At 64.1% G+C, this 18,021-nt stretch carries 19 protein-coding genes and 1 tRNA gene; 10 read left to right on the top strand and 10 right to left on the bottom strand.

Annotation, left to right across the window (positions count from 1 at the left end):
• Positions 1 to 370: 370 nt before the first annotated feature.
• The 3 genes from E3O39_RS11565 to E3O39_RS11555 form a co-directional block, all read right to left on the bottom strand.
• Positions 371 to 943, bottom strand: coding sequence for a hypothetical protein (locus tag E3O39_RS11565; RefSeq protein ID WP_134448034.1), 573 nt, complete (start codon positions 941 to 943; stop codon positions 371 to 373).
• 59 nt (positions 944 to 1,002) lie between these two features.
• Positions 1,003 to 1,716 carry a hypothetical protein gene (locus E3O39_RS19875; RefSeq protein ID WP_166787321.1) on the bottom strand — a complete coding sequence of 238 codons (714 nt, stop codon included), beginning with the start codon at positions 1,714 to 1,716 and terminating at the stop codon, positions 1,003 to 1,005.
• Positions 1,717 to 2,056: 340 nt separating this feature from the next.
• Positions 2,057 to 3,664, bottom strand: a complete 1,608-nt coding sequence (locus E3O39_RS11555; RefSeq protein WP_134448030.1) for an ATP-dependent endonuclease — start codon at positions 3,662 to 3,664, stop codon at positions 2,057 to 2,059.
• Between the two features lie 380 nt (positions 3,665 to 4,044).
• Here E3O39_RS11555 and E3O39_RS11550 point away from each other — a divergent pair, with 380 nt between their 5' ends.
• On the top strand, positions 4,045 to 4,551 hold the full coding sequence (locus tag E3O39_RS11550) for a DUF6804 family protein (protein WP_134448028.1): 507 nt from the start codon (positions 4,045 to 4,047) through the stop codon (positions 4,549 to 4,551).
• Positions 4,552 to 4,579: 28 nt separating this feature from the next.
• Here the strand turns inward: E3O39_RS11550 and E3O39_RS11545 are convergent, their stop codons facing one another.
• A complete protein-coding gene (locus tag E3O39_RS11545) occupies positions 4,580 to 5,206 on the bottom strand; it encodes a hypothetical protein (RefSeq protein WP_134448026.1) in 627 nt (208 codons plus the stop codon).
• 9 nt (positions 5,207 to 5,215) lie between these two features.
• On the bottom strand, positions 5,216 to 5,524 hold the full coding sequence (locus tag E3O39_RS11540; protein WP_134448024.1) for a hypothetical protein: 309 nt from the start codon (positions 5,522 to 5,524) through the stop codon (positions 5,216 to 5,218).
• A gap of 229 nt (positions 5,525 to 5,753) precedes the next feature.
• Between E3O39_RS11540 and E3O39_RS11535 the strand changes: the two genes are divergently transcribed.
• The 4 genes from E3O39_RS11535 (at position 5,754) to E3O39_RS11520 (ending at position 7,978) form a co-directional block, all read left to right on the top strand.
• A tRNA-Ser gene (locus E3O39_RS11535) sits at positions 5,754 to 5,821 on the top strand.
• Positions 5,822 to 6,195: 374 nt separating this feature from the next.
• The gene (locus E3O39_RS11530; RefSeq protein ID WP_134448022.1) at positions 6,196 to 6,456 is read left to right on the top strand and encodes a hypothetical protein; all 261 of its coding nucleotides are present in this window, start codon (positions 6,196 to 6,198) and stop codon (positions 6,454 to 6,456) included.
• 124 nt (positions 6,457 to 6,580) lie between these two features.
• On the top strand, positions 6,581 to 7,291 hold the full coding sequence (locus E3O39_RS11525; RefSeq protein WP_134448020.1) for a M50 family metallopeptidase: 711 nt from the start codon (positions 6,581 to 6,583) through the stop codon (positions 7,289 to 7,291).
• Between the two features lie 375 nt (positions 7,292 to 7,666).
• Complete coding sequence (locus tag E3O39_RS11520) at positions 7,667 to 7,978, top strand: hypothetical protein (RefSeq protein ID WP_134448018.1); 312 nt, start codon at positions 7,667 to 7,669, stop codon at positions 7,976 to 7,978.
• A 108-nt stretch (positions 7,979 to 8,086) separates the two neighbouring features.
• On the opposite strand, the gene E3O39_RS11515 is transcribed toward E3O39_RS11520, so the two are convergent.
• From E3O39_RS11515 to zapE, 4 genes are all read right to left on the bottom strand, one after another.
• Positions 8,087 to 8,809, bottom strand: coding sequence for a YqjF family protein (locus E3O39_RS11515; RefSeq protein WP_134448016.1), 723 nt, complete (start codon positions 8,807 to 8,809; stop codon positions 8,087 to 8,089).
• A 4-nt stretch (positions 8,810 to 8,813) separates the two neighbouring features.
• The gene (locus E3O39_RS11510; protein ID WP_241985051.1) at positions 8,814 to 9,320 is read right to left on the bottom strand and encodes a type II toxin-antitoxin system PemK/MazF family toxin; all 507 of its coding nucleotides are present in this window, start codon (positions 9,318 to 9,320) and stop codon (positions 8,814 to 8,816) included.
• A 184-nt stretch (positions 9,321 to 9,504) separates the two neighbouring features.
• A complete protein-coding gene (locus E3O39_RS11505) occupies positions 9,505 to 10,671 on the bottom strand; it encodes an ammonium transporter (RefSeq protein ID WP_370294846.1) in 1,167 nt (388 codons plus the stop codon).
• A 389-nt stretch (positions 10,672 to 11,060) separates the two neighbouring features.
• Positions 11,061 to 12,119, bottom strand: coding sequence for a cell division protein ZapE (gene zapE / locus E3O39_RS11500; RefSeq protein ID WP_134448012.1), 1,059 nt, complete (start codon positions 12,117 to 12,119; stop codon positions 11,061 to 11,063).
• Positions 12,120 to 12,305: 186 nt separating this feature from the next.
• Between zapE and E3O39_RS11495 the strand changes: the two genes are divergently transcribed.
• Together E3O39_RS11495 and E3O39_RS11490 are read left to right on the top strand one after the other, a co-directional pair.
• Positions 12,306 to 13,208 (top strand): sulfurtransferase, encoded by a 903-nt coding sequence (locus tag E3O39_RS11495; protein ID WP_134448010.1) that lies wholly within the window; start codon positions 12,306 to 12,308, stop codon positions 13,206 to 13,208.
• Between the two features lie 20 nt (positions 13,209 to 13,228).
• Positions 13,229 to 13,663, top strand: coding sequence for a SufE family protein (locus tag E3O39_RS11490; RefSeq protein ID WP_134448008.1), 435 nt, complete (start codon positions 13,229 to 13,231; stop codon positions 13,661 to 13,663).
• Between the two features lie 5 nt (positions 13,664 to 13,668).
• Here the strand turns inward: E3O39_RS11490 and E3O39_RS11485 are convergent, their stop codons facing one another.
• Positions 13,669 to 14,898 (bottom strand): S9 family peptidase, encoded by a 1,230-nt coding sequence (locus E3O39_RS11485; protein WP_134448006.1) that lies wholly within the window; start codon positions 14,896 to 14,898, stop codon positions 13,669 to 13,671.
• A gap of 63 nt (positions 14,899 to 14,961) precedes the next feature.
• Between E3O39_RS11485 and E3O39_RS11480 the strand changes: the two genes are divergently transcribed.
• From E3O39_RS11480 to E3O39_RS11470, 3 genes are all read left to right on the top strand, one after another.
• A complete protein-coding gene (locus tag E3O39_RS11480; protein ID WP_134448004.1) occupies positions 14,962 to 15,552 on the top strand; it encodes a DUF3000 domain-containing protein in 591 nt (196 codons plus the stop codon).
• On the top strand, positions 15,545 to 16,741 hold the full coding sequence (locus E3O39_RS11475) for an HRDC domain-containing protein (protein ID WP_134448002.1): 1,197 nt from the start codon (positions 15,545 to 15,547) through the stop codon (positions 16,739 to 16,741). Before E3O39_RS11480 ends, E3O39_RS11475 begins: the two co-directional genes overlap by 8 nt.
• Positions 16,742 to 16,818: 77 nt before the next feature.
• Complete coding sequence (locus E3O39_RS11470) at positions 16,819 to 18,018, top strand: thiolase family protein (protein WP_134448000.1); 1,200 nt, start codon at positions 16,819 to 16,821, stop codon at positions 18,016 to 18,018.
• The last annotated feature ends 3 nt before the right edge of the window (positions 18,019 to 18,021 follow it).

The following is an 18,021-nucleotide window of genomic DNA, read 5'->3' as shown; positions in this document are numbered from 1 at the left end:
TGGCAGCGGCGGTCAACGACCCGCTGCTGCCAGTACCACCTCGCCAGAAGATCAGTACCACCTGAGTGGACTAACGGTTCCAACTACGGCTACTCGCCACCTGGGATTCGAGGAGTGCAGCTTCGATGAGCGCGACCTGCGCGAGCGCGAGCGGTGAGCCGAGGGGTGCGAGTTCGTTGTCCACGACCGAATCTATGCGCGGTCAAACATTGATAATGCTCGGGACTCCTGGAGTCACGCTAAGCGTGGTTATCGCTCGTTGAACCTGCCGCTAGGGGACTCGCACGTTTCGGCGAATGCCAGAGGCGGAACCGGCGGGCCTCGGCGATGAGTGGACCGATTGAGCGCCGAGCCGCGAACAGCCACGTGGTTACCATGGCCACTTCAATCCGAGTGTCCCCCAGAGACTAAAAGCCAATAACGTACCGCCCATTATCACGAGTCCATGGCCAGCAACTTTGAACGTGTCCTGCAGCTTGCCGCGAACAAGCTCTGATAGCGCTTGGAAAATCAAACCGACCAAGGTCACAGTCCCGAGAACTGCGTTGAGCGATGGAATCCCCAACGGTTGACTAAATGAGTACACCATCGTGGCATATACGGTGACCGCAATAATCCCTAGAACCAAGACGATGACAACCATCTTTCCTACCCGGGCCAGCAATGACTCCTCGGCATGTCCGGACTTGTCATCGGTCTCAGAAGGTGCCGTCGGCGGCTTATTCTCAGGTCCTAGGATCTCCTCGTCTGATCCAGACGCGTCATCGCGCTGAGAAGCTGCCATCGGCAGCTCGTTCTCAGGTCGCACGATCACTTCCTCCGCGAATTTATCCTTCGTGCGCGGCGTGAAAAGACCAAACACGACCCCTGCGAATGCGAGGAGTGCAAAAGCACCTACGGCAATCGAGCGGCGTGGGATCGCCGTCAGGATCTGTCTACTCATTCAACTGTCTCGTTTCTGGGTGCGGCAAATAGGAGTGGGCTGATACAAAGATTCGAGCATCAGTCAGGCACCCAGTACCGAATTGCAGAGGCTCCCGGATCGTCCAACACGATGGCCACGCTGTGCCGAGCTCTTGTGGCTGCAACGTAGAACTTTGCGCGTGCGCCCTCCACCAGGACAGAACCGTCCGACAAATACTTCGCAATTGGTCCCGTTGGTTGAATGAGGACGCGCGGGAATGTCATGCCTTTGACCTCACCCATGTTCCGTCTGGGCAGACCGTGGTGTTCGCTGCGACGGTCCCAGACGAGGAGTTGTGGCGAATAGGTAGCGACGTACTGAGGAATTTGATCTTTCCGGAGGAGAAAGACGCCATCGTGCCCGGTAGCGCTCACGTTGAGTGATCTTGTGTCGGCAAACTCTGGGTAAAGTGCATCGGCGAAATCGCAGATCGCTTGCCCGCAGCGCCAAGAATGGTTGCGCTCTTCCAAGCTCAGGAGGTCGAGTTTCTCCATCTGAGCGAGCCATTTGATAACGTTCGACTTGGTCAGACCACGATTGGTTCGAGATGCCGTCGTCGAGTACGTGCCTTGCCTAGGGTCACCGGAAAGCGTCATCGTCACAGGCGATTCGAGCAGTAGCTGCAGAAACTCGAAGTCGCGGGCGGATACATCCTGAATCTCATCGAAGAAGAAGTGCCCATAGATTTGTGCGATTCTCGCGACGACCGCGCCGCCCGACTCCTCATTGAGGAGCAATGCGAACTCGGCCAAGAAGTCACGGTAGACACGAAAGGACTTGTCCAAGTAGTAAGGCGCGGTGCTCTTTTTGGGAAACCCAGGTCGTCTTTCGAAATGTAGACCACTCACGAGGTTCGGCCCCAAAACGGGATTCTGGTAGGGCTTGACACCGTGTCGAATGAGGAATGTCAGCCATGGGATTACTTCGATGTTTGAAGGAATAACACCGTTCTTCAAAACTATGCGGGCGCGGATCTCCCTGGCGCCGTTGTCCGTGTAAGTGGTGAGAACGACCCCCTCGCTAGCAGGCACAGCCAGGGCGCGATTGACAATGTCCTCAGTCTTGCCTGAGCCCGCAGAAGCGATGAACGCTTTACTTGACGAACGCAATTGCTTCGTCGATATAGTTCGGCATGGGAATCGTGTCTGCATACGAAAATACAGCAAGAGCCGCTTCGGTCTTTTCGGCGGTCATATAGTTTTGCAGCAAGTCGTCCGTATCGAAATCAGTCTTGAACACGGCATTAAGTAAGTCCCGCCCCGCGGCGGCCACCAGCTGAGGCTCTAATGTCCTGCCGTTTGGCGCTTGGCCGACGAAGCCTCTAACGACGCCGTCCCGCTCAAATGCTTCGAATCGTTTTCTGGCTTTCGCGTCACTGGCATCGTCGTCGAGGTCGGTCACGACGGCGATCTTGCACCCAAGAGCTTGACCCAATGCGAGGAACCTCTTGAAGGCTAGAGCCTGCACGCTCATTACGTCGACGCCGTCTTCAAGCGGCATGCACCCGTATTTCTGGACGTACGCCTTTTGCACGACCAGTTCGTCCGACGGACCCTCGACGAGAATTACAGCGCGCGCGAGCACCATGCGGAGGGTGTCGTACCCCGACAATCGAAGAAAGTAGCTTTGGGTATCGGCCTCAAGGCCGTTTAGGACCCCGACCGTCCCGTTCGAGATGAGACGAAGCTTCTCGACACCGAGTTTATTAAGAACAAACGAGCTGTGTGTCGTCAGTACCAACTGCTGGCCGACGCTACGCTCGCGAATCAATCCAATTAGGGTGTTCAGGTTGCTATGTGACAGGTGGTTCTCTGGCTCTTCAATCATCACGACGTTTCGGTCCGAAGCGCTCTTCTCCAGAGCGAGCAGAATCTTGAATGCAGATTGCTCGCCCTGCCCAATTTGAGAGAACGGAATTCCGTCAAGGTGCGGGATAATTCCGGATTCCCATGAGGCCCGAGCAGAAGAATCTGTGGAGAGAGCGAGACTCTTTTTGCTGAGCGTGGTGCGCTCAGAGCCAAGCTGTGCGTTGGCAGCAACAAAGGCCGGGTCGGACAGCAGTCCCTCACGATGGCTTCGAAAGGCCAGGGACAGTTTGGCGCGCGCCTCAGGCGTCAGGTTCTGAGATATTGATTTCCGTAAGTAGTAGTCGGTACCGCTTTGCAGACGCAAAGTCGATGCATCGATGACCACTGCAGTCACTAACGCTCGCGTTCCGACGACGCTCTCTCCGGCAAAGTCCCGACGGTCCACACGATAGAACTCGATAGGCACGGACTTGACAGCTGTCGGCTCGGATATATAGGCAGCGTATTCCGCTGAGTAGGCGCGGTCGAGGCTTACCTCGAGACGGATTCCAGGCACATCTCTGGCCAGGGAGTTGTTCTTCCCCTTGAGCCGAGCCAACGCCGCATCGTCCCGAAAATACACCTCGATGACAATTGTCGGCGGTTCAACCTGGTTTCCGGCGATGATCCCGGAAAGGTAGTTCTCTACTGCAGACTGAGTGAACCAAAAGGGGGACAATTCTGGTTCTAGAGAACGTCCTCCAATCCGGCCGGCAAGCACCATCTCTAAAGCTTGGATAACCGTCGACTTACCTGCATCATTATTGCCAACGAGGATGTTGAGCTCCGGATCCAGGTCAAAAGCGAGGCTTTCAAACTGTAGAAAATTCTCGATGACGAGCTTCTCAATCACTGTGCGCCCCTCGGTTCTGCAGTTTCGGTCCCCGATGCAGGCCCCGAAGCTCAGTCTGGCGCATCGCGGGAGCGAGCACGCACCTACTCGTCCTTGCAGGGTTGATGTCGGTCTGGTTCTCGCGAACCGTTAAATGTTAGATCGCGGCTACAAACGAAGAACTGCTTCAGCTAACGCCAAGCGAGGTCACCACTGGTCGAAGCGTCCGTTCCATAGCAACGGTCACGCTTCACCCCGGGGTGATTCGCTATCTTCCATCCTCCATAAACCGGTCTTTGGCCGAGCATGAAGGGCCGTCTTTTGCTGGAGCATGTGGACTTGCTGAAGACATGGCGTCCAGGATCGCTTTCGGATGCATTAGTGTCCCTTACGCTCAACGTGTGCCCAGCGACGCAGCGTCCGCCCAATTGTCATTTACAAACCGATATCCGGCCATTGTCCCGGCGACGTTTGCCGGAGGCTTGGCTCTTGTCGGAGCATTAGACCTGCCATACGGTTTCTACTTCTACTTCCGAACCGCATTGAGCTCTGCAGCCGTTTTGCTTGCGTTCTTTGCAATCCGGTCTGAGCGCCCAGCTTGGCTTGCGCTTTTTGTTCCAATATGCATCCTGTGGACCCCGGTCGCGTGGATCCATCTCTCCCGTGGGACTTGGCAAGTTCTGGACGTAATTGTGGCTGGATTCCTCATCGCCGTTGGCTTTGCAATCCCAGCACCGCCGGAACAAAAGAACGACGACGACGGAACAGTCCTCAAGCGCATGGTGTGGTGGAAGATGACAGCCATCGCCCTTGCGCTGACCATCTTTTTCGTGATGGCGTTCAGCGGGTCCGGCTCCGGGAACCCGGATTGCGTAACGACGTATGACCGAGTCGCGTCATGTGAGTAGTGGACACGGCACTTCTCCATGCTGCCCCTCAAAAGAGCGCCTCGCCGTCTCCAGACGGACCCCGTGGGTTAGGCGCCGGGGCATCGATCTCAATGACTCGGCAGACCTGGGAACAGCTGCCCTGGGTGAGCCCCCAGGGTCCGGGGTCGATGACGACGATGTCGATGACGCGGTCCTTTATAAGCCCACTGAGGGCGCCCGTTACGAGCTCGCGTCCAGCCGTCCCCCTCGCCCCGGAGTCGAGCACAACCAACCGTTCCAGCTGGCTCAGCGACGGTTGCTCAGCAAGGAAGGCTCGCAGCGCGCGGATGCGCCGGCTGAAGTCCTCGAACTCCCCGGCCCGTTCGCCAGCCAGCCTCACACTCGTCAGGGAAATATCCACCAGCGGGCCGACGTCCACACCCGCCGCACTTCGAAGGTCAAGCTCAACTTCTTCTTCCTCGGTCTGACCGGCCCAGCCGTCGCTGATGGTGGCGATACGGATGCCCGCGGCCGCTGCCCTTGCGATGAGCTCGAGAGAATTCTCTCGGCCTGCCATCGCCGGCGGAGCATCTAAGACATCGCCCGATGCCCGAGCAAAGAGCTCACGCTCCAACGCTCCGTTGCGAGACGTGTCACGGTTTATTGCGCTGGGGCCGAGTACAAGGAGTTGCATACATGCTCCCTATTCGCTGTGGCGCGGAGAGCTGGGCTCAGGCACCGGCCAGCCGCCAAAAGTGAACACCCCAGCGCGGTGATCATCGGTCTCCGCGTGCTCCCACGAATAGGACATGCGCGCGTCCCTGGCGTTGTTCTCACGCCGTGGAGCGAGCTCCCGCATCTCCCGGACAGTCAACACCCTATAGACGCGCAACGGCGCATCGAGCTCCTCCATGAGTTCCCACTGCCGCGTCTGCAGGCCGGACCGCGACGCGAATCGCGAGGCCTCGGTAAGAGTGCCGGTCATGAGCAGGTCGGGATTGAAGATGTCCATAACTACCTCTATGCGCGGTGCCTCAGAAGCCTCACTCGATTGCACCGCCGACAATCGAGGTGAGCACCTGGCCAGGTGCGGCGGCGGCCCCAGTCAGCCAGGCGCGAGCTCTATGCGCGGTGCGCCTGCCTAGCCGTGAGCACAAACATTTCACAAACAATTTCCATCCACGGCAGTCATTTCCGGTGATCTGGAGTGACCAAAGTTCCGCGGAATTATACGGTTCTCTGGACGGTGACTGGGGTCGCAGCTTCCTTCACACGGAAGAGGTCATCGGTTCGAGTCCGGTATCGCCCACTCCTACACAGGAGAAAACCCCGCCGGAGCGGGGTTTTTTTGTACCCTCGACTGGGGGGGCCAATCCCGCCAACCTGAGTGCGTCCTGTGCCAAGCTCTTCTTCAAGCCGAAGGACCATCCCATTGGATCCCCGGCCCAGCGAACCCTCCTTCGTCTTCATCACGAAAGAGCGCTGTACTCCCGTCCTGTTCCGTGAAGTGAACCGAGTCGCATCGTTCGCTTCCCGGGACTCGTGAACGCCGCACGACGACGGCTGCGTTCGACCTGCCGCATGCACGCCTCGCGGCAGACCTCGTGCGTCCGTCGTCGGCCGTTCCAGACACCACCCGGTAATCCCCCCAGCAGTAGTACAACAGCCAGAAAGGCTCCTCTCATGACTTCCGTCGAAACCACAACGGCCACCCCCGGCAAGATCCTCGGCATCGTCGGGTTCATCCTCGCCTTCATTCCCTACCTCCAGCTGCCCGGCCTCATCGTGAGCATCATCGGCTTCAACCAGGCCAAGAAGGCCGGCGCCCCCAACGGCCTCGCCAAGGCCGGCATCATCCTGAGCGCGATCTTCCTCGTGCTCTTCGTGGTCATCCTTGTCGTCATCTTCTCTGTGGCAGCCGCCAACCCGACGCCCAGCGCCTAAGCACCCGGTTCAGCGCGTCCCGCTCCCCCTCAGGCCCCGGCCTTCAGGGGAGCGGGACGTTTTCCATGTCCGGCGCTCTGACCCTGGCAACGTCCGGATGGCCTCGCCCACCTAGTCTGTGAACATGGATCTCCTGCTCGGCTTCTGGGAACGTGTCACGGCCAGGAACGATGTACTCCCCCTCATCCCCGCCTGGCTCACCATCGCGGCCGCGGCCGCCATCGTGCTCGTCCCGGCGTTGTGGCGGGCCTGCAGGAATGTGGTCACCATCGCGCATGAGGGCGGCCACGCGCTCGTCGCGACCCTCGGCGGCCGACAGCTCGACGGCATCCGGCTGCACTCTGACACGTCGGGGCTCACCGTCAGCAGGGGCAAACCCAGCGGACTCGGGATGGTGCTGACCCTGCTCGCCGGCTATTCCTCGCCCGCCCTGCTCGGACTCGGTGCGGCCTGGCTCCTGAGCCTGGGGTATTCGGTCGGACTGCTCTGGCTCCTGCTCGCGGCCCTCGCCCTGCTTCTCATCCAGGTGCGCAACTGGTTCGGACTCTGGTCCGTGCTCGCGACGGCCACGGTGATCTTCGCGGTCACCTGGTTCGGTTCCGCGTTCGTGCAGAGCGTCTTCGCCCTGCTCGTGACGGCATTCCTTCTTCTCGGCGCCGTACGCACGGTGCTCGAGCTTCAGGGATCACGCTCCCGCCGCCGCGGCACAGCCTCGGATGCCGACCAGCTCGCCCGCCTCACGCACATCCCCGGCCTGCTCTGGGTGGGTGTCTTCCTGATCATCGCGATCGCGTGTGCTGTGCTCGGCGCCGGCCTCCTCGGATCGGGCGGCTGAGCCGAGATCCCCGTCGCGACGGGGGTCGACCGGAGGCCGGCGCGAGCGTGGAGAATCCTCCTTGCACTCTGAGTGTCCGCTGTGCCATGCTCGACCCAAGCCAGACAAGAACTACAGTTCCCGACGACTGACCCAGCGAACCCTCCGGCGCATCAGTGCGACAGAGGGCACCTTCTTGTCCAGCATCGATCTCTCGGCGCAGCGCACACGACGCCCCCTGCTGCCGTTCGTGCTTTCTGCTGCCGCACGTCACCCGAGCAGCCGCCACCCGGACGATCACCCGACCGACCTCCGGTTCCTTCAGCTGTCTGGGTTCCCCATACCCATCTGCCGCCTGCCCGTCCGGGTTCCGGCGCCCACAGAAAGGCCGTCACCATGACGACTCCCGTAGCCTCCGCAGTCAACCCCGGCAAGACCCTCGGTATTGTCGGTCTCATCCTCTCCCTCGTCTCGCTGCAGCCCTTCGGGCTCATTGTCAGCATCGTCGGCTTCGTCAAGTCGAAGAAGGCAGGACTCGGCAACGGCTTCGCCCTCGCCGGAATCATCATCAGTGTCGTCGGCATCATCGTCGTCGGGATCGTGATCGCGGTCGCAGTCAGCGCGGGCGTCAACCTTGCGGCATTCTGCACGGAGCACGGCGCAGGCGTCTTCGACAACAACGGAGTCACCGTCACCTGCGGGGCATAGTCCCCCGGCTTCCCGAACGCCCGACAGGGCCCCCTCGACCGTTACCGGCGAGGGGGTCCTGTTGTCAATGGGCTCCCCGCTCGGCCGCCGGACCGCCAGTGATACGGGTCAGCCCGTTCCGAAACGGGTCGTGACGCCCGGCGAATACAGCACCGAATCCGGTACGCGCCCGCTGAGCGCCGGGAAGCCGGCCTCGGCCAGCAGAGTGTCGTCCAGGTGCACGAGCTCGGCCTGGACGAGCTCCCAGGGCTCGTGGTGGTTACGGAGGTAGACCGTGCGCCCCCTGGCACGGGTGAAAAGCGCCCAGCGCGCCGTGAGGAAGTCCGCGAGCGGTTCACCGGTCACCGGTTCCATCCCCGGCCGGACGACGATATCGGTCCTGGCCCGGCCTGCGAAGTGCCGCAGGGAGGAATAGCGGTACTCGCCCGCCACGACGGCCAGCCGCGTCCGCGACCACATGTACGGAAGTGCGAACGCGGCACGGGCAGCGAGCACCGCCGCGAGCCGCGACGCCTCGAGGGAGACGAAGACGACTCCGCGTCGCCCCTCGGCGTCGACGGCGTAGAGCCGGACATTCACCTCCACGAAATTCCCGAAGTACGGAATGGGTGGGCTGCCCCAGATCGTGGCCCGATCCAGGACGAACGGGATGAGGCCCACCCAGCTGGTGCCGTCGAATTCGTCGGGAACCAGGCCCGCGGGCAGGAGCGGTGCGACCTCGGCGGCCGGCACGCGCCAATGCACGAAGCAGAGGTGCGACCAGCGCTGGCTCGCAACAGCCCGGCCGGCGAGGGGCGGCGCAATCGACGAGGCCGGGTGACTGCTCGGCATGGTCCTAGTTCCAGCCGTAACGGCCGCGCAGGACCGTCGCGATGCGCCCGTAGCGCGCGGCATCGACCCTGGCGGCCTCACGACGCATGCCGCCCGGGTTCACGATGAAGACCCGGTCCACGTTGACCCAGCTGGGACGGCCGCTCCTGTCCCAGTCGCCGACGCCGAGCGCCACATAGTCGGGGTGCCCGGTTCGGTCCTTGCTCGTCAACTGGACGGCCAGGACGGCCCCTTTGCCCGCCTCGGCCACGATCACGACCGGGCGGTCCTTGCCGCGCCCGTCACGTTCCTCGAAGGGAACCCAGGTCCAGACGATTTCTCCAGGGTCCGGACTCGCATTCCGGGTCGGCCGGTAGGCGAGCCGTACATCACGAAGACTCCGCGGGTCGACTTCGACGGTCGCGCCCGCTCCGGTTCGACCAGGGCTCGGAACCGTCGACCGGTCACTGCGAGGCCTCGTCGGCGCGAAGAGTCGCCGCAGGGCACTGAAGAAACCGCGGATGGCTGACACAGCCACACTGTATCGCACCCGATCCGTCAGGCGCTGACGGGCGACTGCTGGGTCGACGGTCAGCATCCGCTCGTGCACAGGCACCGGATCGGACGCAAGAAGGGGCGCATCCGCGTGCCGCGGATGCGCCCCTTCTTGTTTCGGCTGGCTCTGGTTTCAGCTGCCCGCGCAGAGAAAGTGCCGGTTAGACGGCGTCGAGCGCGTAGCCCTCTTCGCCGTGCACGATGGTGTCGACACCGGCTACTTCGTCTTCGTTCGTGATGCGGAAGCCGATCGTCTTCTGGATGATCCAGCCGATGGCGTATGCCATCACGAAGGAGTAGATGCCGATGCCGAATGCCGCGAGGGCCTGCACGCCGAGCTGGTTGAAGCTGCCCGTCTGGAGGAGGCCGACGTTGTTGCCGACGAGACCGACGTAGAGCGTTCCGATGATGCCGCCGACGAGGTGGATGCCCACGACGTCCAGGGAGTCGTCGAAGCCGAGCTTGAACTTCAGGTCGATCGCGACGGCACAGACGGCGCCCACGATGAGCCCGAGGAGGATGCCCCACATCGGGGTCAGGATGTTACACGCGGGGGTGATCGCGACGAGGCCTGCGACGGCGCCCGATGCTGCACCGATCATGGTCGGCTTGCCGTCCTTGATCTTCTCAACGATCAGCCAGCCGATGATACCGGCGGCGGGTGCTGCGAGGGTGTTGATCCAGGCGAGGGCGGCGATACCGTCGACGGCGGCTTCGGAGCCGGCGTTGAAGCCGAACCAGCCGAACCAGAGCAGTGCGGCGCCGAGGAGGGTCAGCGGCACGTTGTGCGGCTTGGAGATGCCCTTCTTGAAGCCGACGCGCTTGCCGAGGACCAGGGCGAGGGCGAGGCCGGCCGCACCGGCGTTGATGTGCACCGCGGTGCCGCCGGCGAAGTCGTTGACCTTGAGGAGGAAGGGAGCCCAGCCGTCCGTGAGGTTGAACACCCAGTACGCGACCGGGAAGTAGACCAGGGTGGCCCAGACGCCGGCGAAGATCATCCACGCGCCGAACTTGGCCCGGTCGGCGATCGCTCCGGAGATGAGGGCGACGGTGATGATCGCGAAGGTGGCCTGGAAGCCGGCGAACGCGAGGGCGCCCAGGTCGGGTCCGCCGTCCTTGCCGCTCGTCAGGAGTGCGTTGAGGCCGATCAGCTCGGACGGGTTTCCGAGCCAGCCGCCGATGAGCGGCGGTCCGAAGGACAGGCCGTAACCGTAGAGGACCCACAGCACGCCGATCAGGCCCATGGCGCCGAAGCTCATCATCATCATGGAGATGACGCTCTTCGCCTTGACCATGCCGCCGTAGAAGAAGGCCACGCCCGGAGTCATCAGGAGGACGAGGGCTGCCGCGACGAGGAGCCACAGGGAATTGATGTTTGTGGTAAGTGCATCAGTCGTATCGTCCAGCAGGACCGACAGTTCAACCATGGATATGGTTACCTCTCTCTAACTAACAGGGATGACCGCCGACGTGCACAGGGTGAGCGTGAAGCGTGTATCGGCAGGTACAGAGACAGTGTGGAGTGCACACGTTTCCGCACACGCTCAGGGATGTTTCGACCGCGTTACGCGATTGTTGACCGTGTTAACATCGTGTTTCCTGACGCCCGGTATCTCCCGACTCCGCGTTTCCCGGCTTGACTCAGCCGCCGATTCGACAGGGCCGTTCCGGCAAACAGGCACGTCAGAGCCGCATTCGGCCGCGACGGATCCCGGTTTCAGTCGTGCGGAGGGAGCTCGCCCGTTGTCAGTGCCACCATCCGCGACTGGGAGCGCTGGTACTTCTTCCGGTAGCCGCCCGCGAGCATCTCATCGTCGAAGACCTCCGCGAGGGGCAACCCGCTCGCGACGATCGGTATTTCGGCGTCGTAGACGCGATCGATGAAGGCGACCAGCCGCAGGGCATCCGTCTGGTCGGTCAACAGGTAGCTGTCGGTCAGGGCGATGACCTCGACCCCGGCGATCAGTTTGATGTACTTCGACGGATGCACGGTGCTGAGATGCCGGATCAGGGAACCGAAGTCGTCTTCCGTCACGTTCGCTCCCCTGGCCACGAGCGCCGCGACGAGCCGGTCGAGTTCGGGTCCCTCGACGGCGACGGAGTGGCCTTCGATGTCGCGCCTGCGGTAGTCGAGCCCGTCGATGCGGAGGATTTCGAAGTTCGCGGACATGGCGCGGATCTCGCGAAGGAAGTCGATGGCCGCGAACCGGCCCTCACCGAGTGAATTCGGCGGCGTATTGGAGGTCGCGGCGACCCGGGTGCCCGAGGCCACGAGCTCGCCGAGCAACCGCGTCATCAACATGGTGTCGCCCGGGTCGTCGAGTTCGAACTCGTCGATGCAGATGAGCTTCGCCCCGGAGAGCTGCCGGACCGCCGCAGCATAACCGAGCGCCCCGACGAGGGCGGTGTATTCGATGAAGGTGCCGAAGTACTTGGGGCCCGGCGCGGAGTGCCACAGCGCGGCGAGCAAGTGGGTCTTCCCGACGCCGAACCCACCGTCGAGGTAGATCCCCGGGAGTTGCGCTGGAGCCTTCCGGGTACGTGAGAAGAATCCGCCGGGGCGCTGCGGTCGCCAGGCCTCGGCGAAGGCCGTGAGCCGGTCGACGGCCTCGAGCTGGGAAGGGAAGTTCACATCGGGCCGGTAGGACTCGAATGAGGCGTGCTCGAACTGGGGAGGCGGCACGAGTTCGGCGACGATTTCGGCCCCCGTGATCTCGGGAGAGCGTTCCGCGAGCCGATGCAGCCGACTGGGAGCCCGGGGCGCCTCTGGAACCATCGTGGAATACCCGTGTTTCTGTCTCGGTTGGCCATATGGGCTGCTTTTCGGACATTCGTGTTGAAGTATTTCACCACGAATGCGCGACCAGGCCGGACCGCGTACATTCGAAGCGCGGGCCGGAAGACCAGCCTAAACCGCGTTCAAATGATCCCGGGGCACCGCCCGGCCCCACTGGAGGTTCCCATGCCCGTCGATCTCGATCCGGATGCCAAGTTCGCCGCGTACGCTCATCCCGAACGGCTCGTCAGCACGGCCTGGCTGCGCGAACACCAGGGTGATGCCGGACTCACTGTCCTCGAGTCCGACGAGGACGTGCTCCTCTATGAGAGCGGCCACATCCCCGGCGCCGTCAAGATCGACTGGCACACCGAGCTCAACGACGCGGTCCAGCGGGACTTCGTCGACAGCGCTGCCTTCGCGGCCGTCCTGGGTTCGAAGGGCATCGCGCGCGATTCCACCGTCGTGATCTACGGCGACAAGAACAACTGGTGGGCCGCGTACGCGCTCTGGGTGTTCAGCCTCTTCGGCCACCCCGACGTGCGCCTGCTCGACGGCGGCAGGGACAAGTGGATCGCCGAGGGCGGAGCCCTGACCCGCGAGGCCACGGAGGTGGCTGCCGCGGAGTACCCCCTCGTCCCCCGCAACGACGCGCCGATCCGCGCCTTCAAGGACGACGTGCTCGCACACTTCGGCCGCCCGCTCATCGACGTCCGCTCCCCCGAGGAGTACACCGGGGAGCGCACCACGATGCCCGCATACCCGGAGGAAGGCGCCCTGCGCGGCGGCCACATCCCCTCTGCGGCCTCCGTGCCGTGGGCGCGCGCCGCGGCACCGGATGCAACCTTCAAGTCCCGCGCGGAACTCGAGGCGATCTACCGCGGCGAGGCGGGGCTCCGCGAGAACGATGCCGTGATCGCGTACTGCCGGATCGGCGAGCGGTCGAGCCACACCTGGTTCGTGCTCACCCACCTGCTCGGATTCGAGGACGTGCGCAACTACGACGGTTCCTGGACGGAATGGGGCAACGCCGTGCGGGTCCCGATCGTCACGGGAGCGGCCGCCGGTACGGCCCCCGAACCCCGCTGAACCAGGACAGGATCTGATTGATGACCACCACCGAACTGCCCGCGAAACTGGCCGAGATCCAGGAAGACTTCCTCGAGCTGGAACAGAAGGACCGCTTACTCCTTCTGCTCGAGTTCGCCGATGAACTCCCCGAGCTTCCGAGCCGGTACCAGGAGCATCCCGACCTGCTCGAACGCGTCGTCGAGTGCCAGTCACCCGTGTTCATCTTCGTCGATGTCGACGACCGGGACGCGGTGCACCTGCACGCGACGGCGCCCAGGGAGTCCCCGACGACCCGGGGATTCGCGTCCATCCTCGCGCAGGGCCTCGACGGCCTGTCCGTCGCCGAGGTGCTCGCCGTGCCGGACGACTACCCGCAGACCATCGGACTCACGCAGGCGGTCTCGCCGCTCCGCATCCGTGGCATGTCCGCGATGCTCGCCCGCACCAAGCGCAAGCTGCGCGAGCGCCCCTGAGACCGCTATCCGGCCGGGTGGAGCGGATCATCAGGCCCGGTCGGTTCCGCCGGGGATTCGAGTTCGCCGAGCCAGGTCCCGATCGCCGCGTTCCATCCTTCCCTGTCATAGTTCCAGAGTTTGGTGTGCCGCGCGACGGTGAACGGTAGAAAGGTCACGATGTCGGGCCGGCGAACCGCGAGGGCGCGCGACGGGCTCGAGGGCACGTAGCCGTCGTCATCGCTGTGCATCAGGAGCACGGGGAGCTCGAGGTCGTCGGCGCGGGTCACGAAGTCGAGCCTGCGGAAGTCGATCGGACTCGCCTGGCCGGTGAGGCGGCCGCCCCACCGCCGGCCGAGGACCTGCATGGCCCCCGTGGCAACGAGGCCGGGCAGGCGAAGCGTGCTGCCCTGGAACGCGACGACGTCTGCCCAGTCGATCACAGGCGAATCGAGCACGATGCCGGAGAGCAGGTGCGGGTAGCCCGTACGCGTCGCGGTTTGCAGCACGATCGCGCCGCCCATCGACCACCCCATCAGCACGATGCTCGTCGCGCCGCGAGCCGCCGCGAAACCGATCGCCGCATCGATATCGCGCCATTCGGTATCCCCGAGTCCGTACCGGCCGTCGTCGCTTCCCGGCGCGTCGCCGTCGTTGCGATACGAGACCAGGAGGCAGCTGTAGCCCCTGTCGTGGAACACAGGGACGGCCCGCAGGGTCTCCTGCCGTCGCACACCCCGCCCGTGCACCTGGATCACCCAGCGACCGTCCGGCCGCTCGGCGGGGACCAGCCAGGCCGGGGCCTCGCCGACCTCCGTCTGCACCTGCACCTGCTCGAACGGGAGGCCGAGATCCCAGGGACCCAGATAGGAATACCCGCCGAGGCGGCCTCTGCGGGCCTCGCTCAGGTCCCCGTAGTCGATTCGGGCTATCCGGCGGATGACCGCCGTCTTCGTCACGCGGAGGACCTCGCCGAGCTGGGCGTGCCCGGACTCACGCTCGAACCAGAAGCTGTAGTCACCGGGCAACACGGAATCCGGCGTCACCGCGAGCGTGATCGTCGCGGCCTCGAGATCGACGCCGAGAACGTCGGTGTCGTCGGCGCGTGCGTCGGACGGCGTCACGATACGACGCGCCATCACGGCGGCCAGCACGCTCACTCCCGCCACCACGACCGTGGCCGCGCCGGCAACTACGAGAGCCGTGACCGCGACGACCAGTCCGCCCGGCGTCCCTGACCTCGATTTTTCCCGCACGCGTACCTCCGGCTGCCCGGCGTGCCTCACCGACCCGCCCGGAAAAAACTCTAGTCTGCAGACGTGCCCGAAACACAAGAACCACTCCCCCCGGAGTTCGCCGCTGCGCTCGCGGCCATCCGCAGAGCGCACACCCGCACCGACCTGGTGCTCAGCGAAATCCCGGCCCCCGGGAAGCTCGCCCCGCACGCCGTTGCCCTCTCCGCGGATGTCGCCCCGTCACGCCACGGAGGCAACTCCGATCTCGGGACCGGCCGTTTCATCCTCCTCTATGACCCTGAGGAGCCGGAGGCCTGGGGCGGAGCACTCCGGGTGGTCTGCTTCGCGCAGGCTCCCCTCGAGACGGAGATCGGTGTCGACCCTTTCCTCGCCGAAGTGGCCTGGGCCTGGCTGATCGATGCCCTCGACTCCCACGGAGCCCGCTATACCGCGGCATCCGGAACCGCGACTAAGATTATTTCGTCGGGCTTCGGCGAACTTGCGAAGCAAGGCGACGGTGCGCAGATAGAGCTGCGTGCTTCGTGGACACCTGTGGACCACAATCTCACCGCTCACGTCGAAGGCTGGGGCGAATTGATCTGCATGCTCGCAGGTCTTCCCCCGATTGGCGAAGGAGTCAGCATGTTGTCCGCACGCCGAACTGGTCGTGGTTGATCACCGCGTGATCGATACGCGGGACGCCTATCTGGCGGCCACCGCTGCCCTCAGCGAGGGAACGGGACCGATCGGCATCGACGCCGAACGGGCATCCGGTTTCACATACTCCCAGCGCGCGTACCTGATCCAGATGTACCGGCGCGGCGCGGGCACCTTCCTGTTCGATCCGCCGGCGATCGGGGACTTCTCCGAGCTCAACGCGGCGATCGCGGGAGACGAATGGATCTTCCACGCCGCCAGTCAGGACCTCGCGTGCCTGAGGGAGGTCGGCCTCGACCCGCACATCATCTTCGACACCGAACTGGCCGCACGCCTTCTCGGCTTACCGCGGGTCGGCCTCGGCACGGTCGTCGAGGAACTCCTCGGCATCCATCTCGCCAAGGAGCATTCCGCGGCGAACTGGTCGACCAGGCCGCTCCCGGAGAGCTGGCTCGTCTACGGCGCCCTCGACGTCGAGCTCCTCCCCGACCTGCGCGACCGTATGGTCGAGATGCTCGCCGCCGACGAGAAGACCCAGATCGCCGCCCAGGAATTCCAGGCGACGCTCGACCACGAGCCCAAGCCGATCAGCGCAGAGCCCTGGCGCAGGCTGTCCGGGGTGCATTCGATTCGTTCCCAGCGCAACCTCGCCGTCGCGAGATCCCTCTGGCTTGCCCGCGACGACCTCGCCAGGCACCTCGACGTGTCGCCGGGGCGCCTCGTCCCCGACGCGTCGCTCGTCGCCGCTGCACGGGTGTTGCCGGCCAGCAGGCAGGCGCTCGCCGATCTCCGCGAGTTCAGCGGCCGCGCGAGCCGCAGCGAACTCGACAGGTGGTGGACTGCGATCCAGGACGGCATCCGCGCGACGGACCTCCCCTCCCTGCGCGGAACCGGTGACGCCCTTCCCCCGCCGCGGGCGTGGTCTGACCGGAATCCAGAGGCCGACCTGCGGTACAAGGCAGCGCGGCTTGCTCTCGGCCAGATCTCCGAGTCCTTCGCGATCCCGATCGAGAACCTCGTCACTCCGGACTTCGTGCGCCGGATCGCCTGGACGCCACCGGAGCCGATCGAAGTGGAATCCATCAGCGAGGCGCTCGCCGCCCTCGGTGCCCGCGACTGGCAAATTGAACTCACTGCACAACAGATCACGGCTGCCTTTGTCGAAGCCAACCAAAACATCGCCGTAACCGTCGAGGTCGATTCGTAGGATCCGTCCAAGGATTCGACCCGTCAATCGTGCCACCCTAGGATCAACCGACACCTGATCTGATTGATGGAGGCACCGTGGCCGAAAGAGCAGAAGTCGTGTTTGTGGATGGGGTTCGTACCCCGTTCGGACGCGCCGGCGAAAAGGGCATGTACTGGAACACCCGGGCGGATGATCTCGTGGTGAAGGCCATGATCGGCCTGCTGGAACGGAACCCGAAGGTTCCGGGGGAACGTATCGACGAGGTTGCGATCGCCGCGACGACGCAGTCGGGAGACCAGGGACTCACCCTCGGTCGCACCGCGGCGCTGCTGGCCGGGCTGCCGAAATCGGTGCCCGGATACGCGATCGACCGGATGTGCGCCGGTGCGATGACCGCCGTGACCACGGTCGGCGCCGCGATCGGCTTCGGGGCATACGACCTCGCCATCGCCGGCGGCGTCGAGCACATGGGCCGGCACCCGATGGGCTCCGGCGTCGACCCGAACCCGCGGTTCCTCTCCGAGCGGCTCGTCAGCGAAGACGCCCTGAACATGGGCTCGACCGCAGAGCGCATCCACGACCGCTTTCCCGAGTACACCAAGGACCGGTCGGACCGGTACGCGCTGCGCAGCCAGCAGAAGGTCGCAGCGGCGTACGCGGCAGGCAAGATCCAGCCGGACCTGGTCTCCGTCGCCATTCGCAGCGAACAGGGCTGGGGGCTCGCGACCCGCGACGAAGCGCCGCGCCCCGAGACGACCCTCGAAGGCCTCGCCACGCTGAAGACCCCGTTCCGGCCCTTCGGCCGGATCACGGCAGGCAACGCGTCCGGGCTCAACGACGGCGCGAGCGCCTGCCTGCTCGCGAGCGGCGCCGCCGCCAAGGAACTCGGCCTCAGCGTCAAGATGAAGCTCGTGAGCTTCGCCTTCGCGGGTGTCGAGCCTGAGGTCATGGGCCTCGGCCCGGTACCGTCCACCGAGAAGGCCCTCCGCAAGGCCGGCCTCGGCATCACCGACATCGGACTCTTCGAGCTCAACGAGGCCTTCGCGGTCCAGGTCATCTCCTTCCTCGATCACTTCGGCATCGACGACGACGACCCCCGCGTCAACGAGTACGGCGGTGCGATCGCGATCGGCCACCCGCTCGCCTCCTCTGGCGTGCGCCTGATGAACCAGCTCGCGCACCAGTTCGCCGAACACCCCGAGGTCCGTTACGGCCTGACCGCCATGTGCATCGGCCTCGGGCAGGGCGGCACCGTCATCTGGGAAAACCCGCACTTCAATCGGAAGGCAAAGTAAGCG

Origin of the sequence: Cryobacterium sp. MDB2-A-1, assembly GCF_004402675.1 — a bacterium.
GTDB classification, from domain to species: domain Bacteria; phylum Actinomycetota; class Actinomycetes; order Actinomycetales; family Microbacteriaceae; genus Cryobacterium; species Cryobacterium glucosi.
Note: the sequence above shows the minus strand (reverse complement) of the source record. Positions and strands in the feature narration are given on the sequence as shown.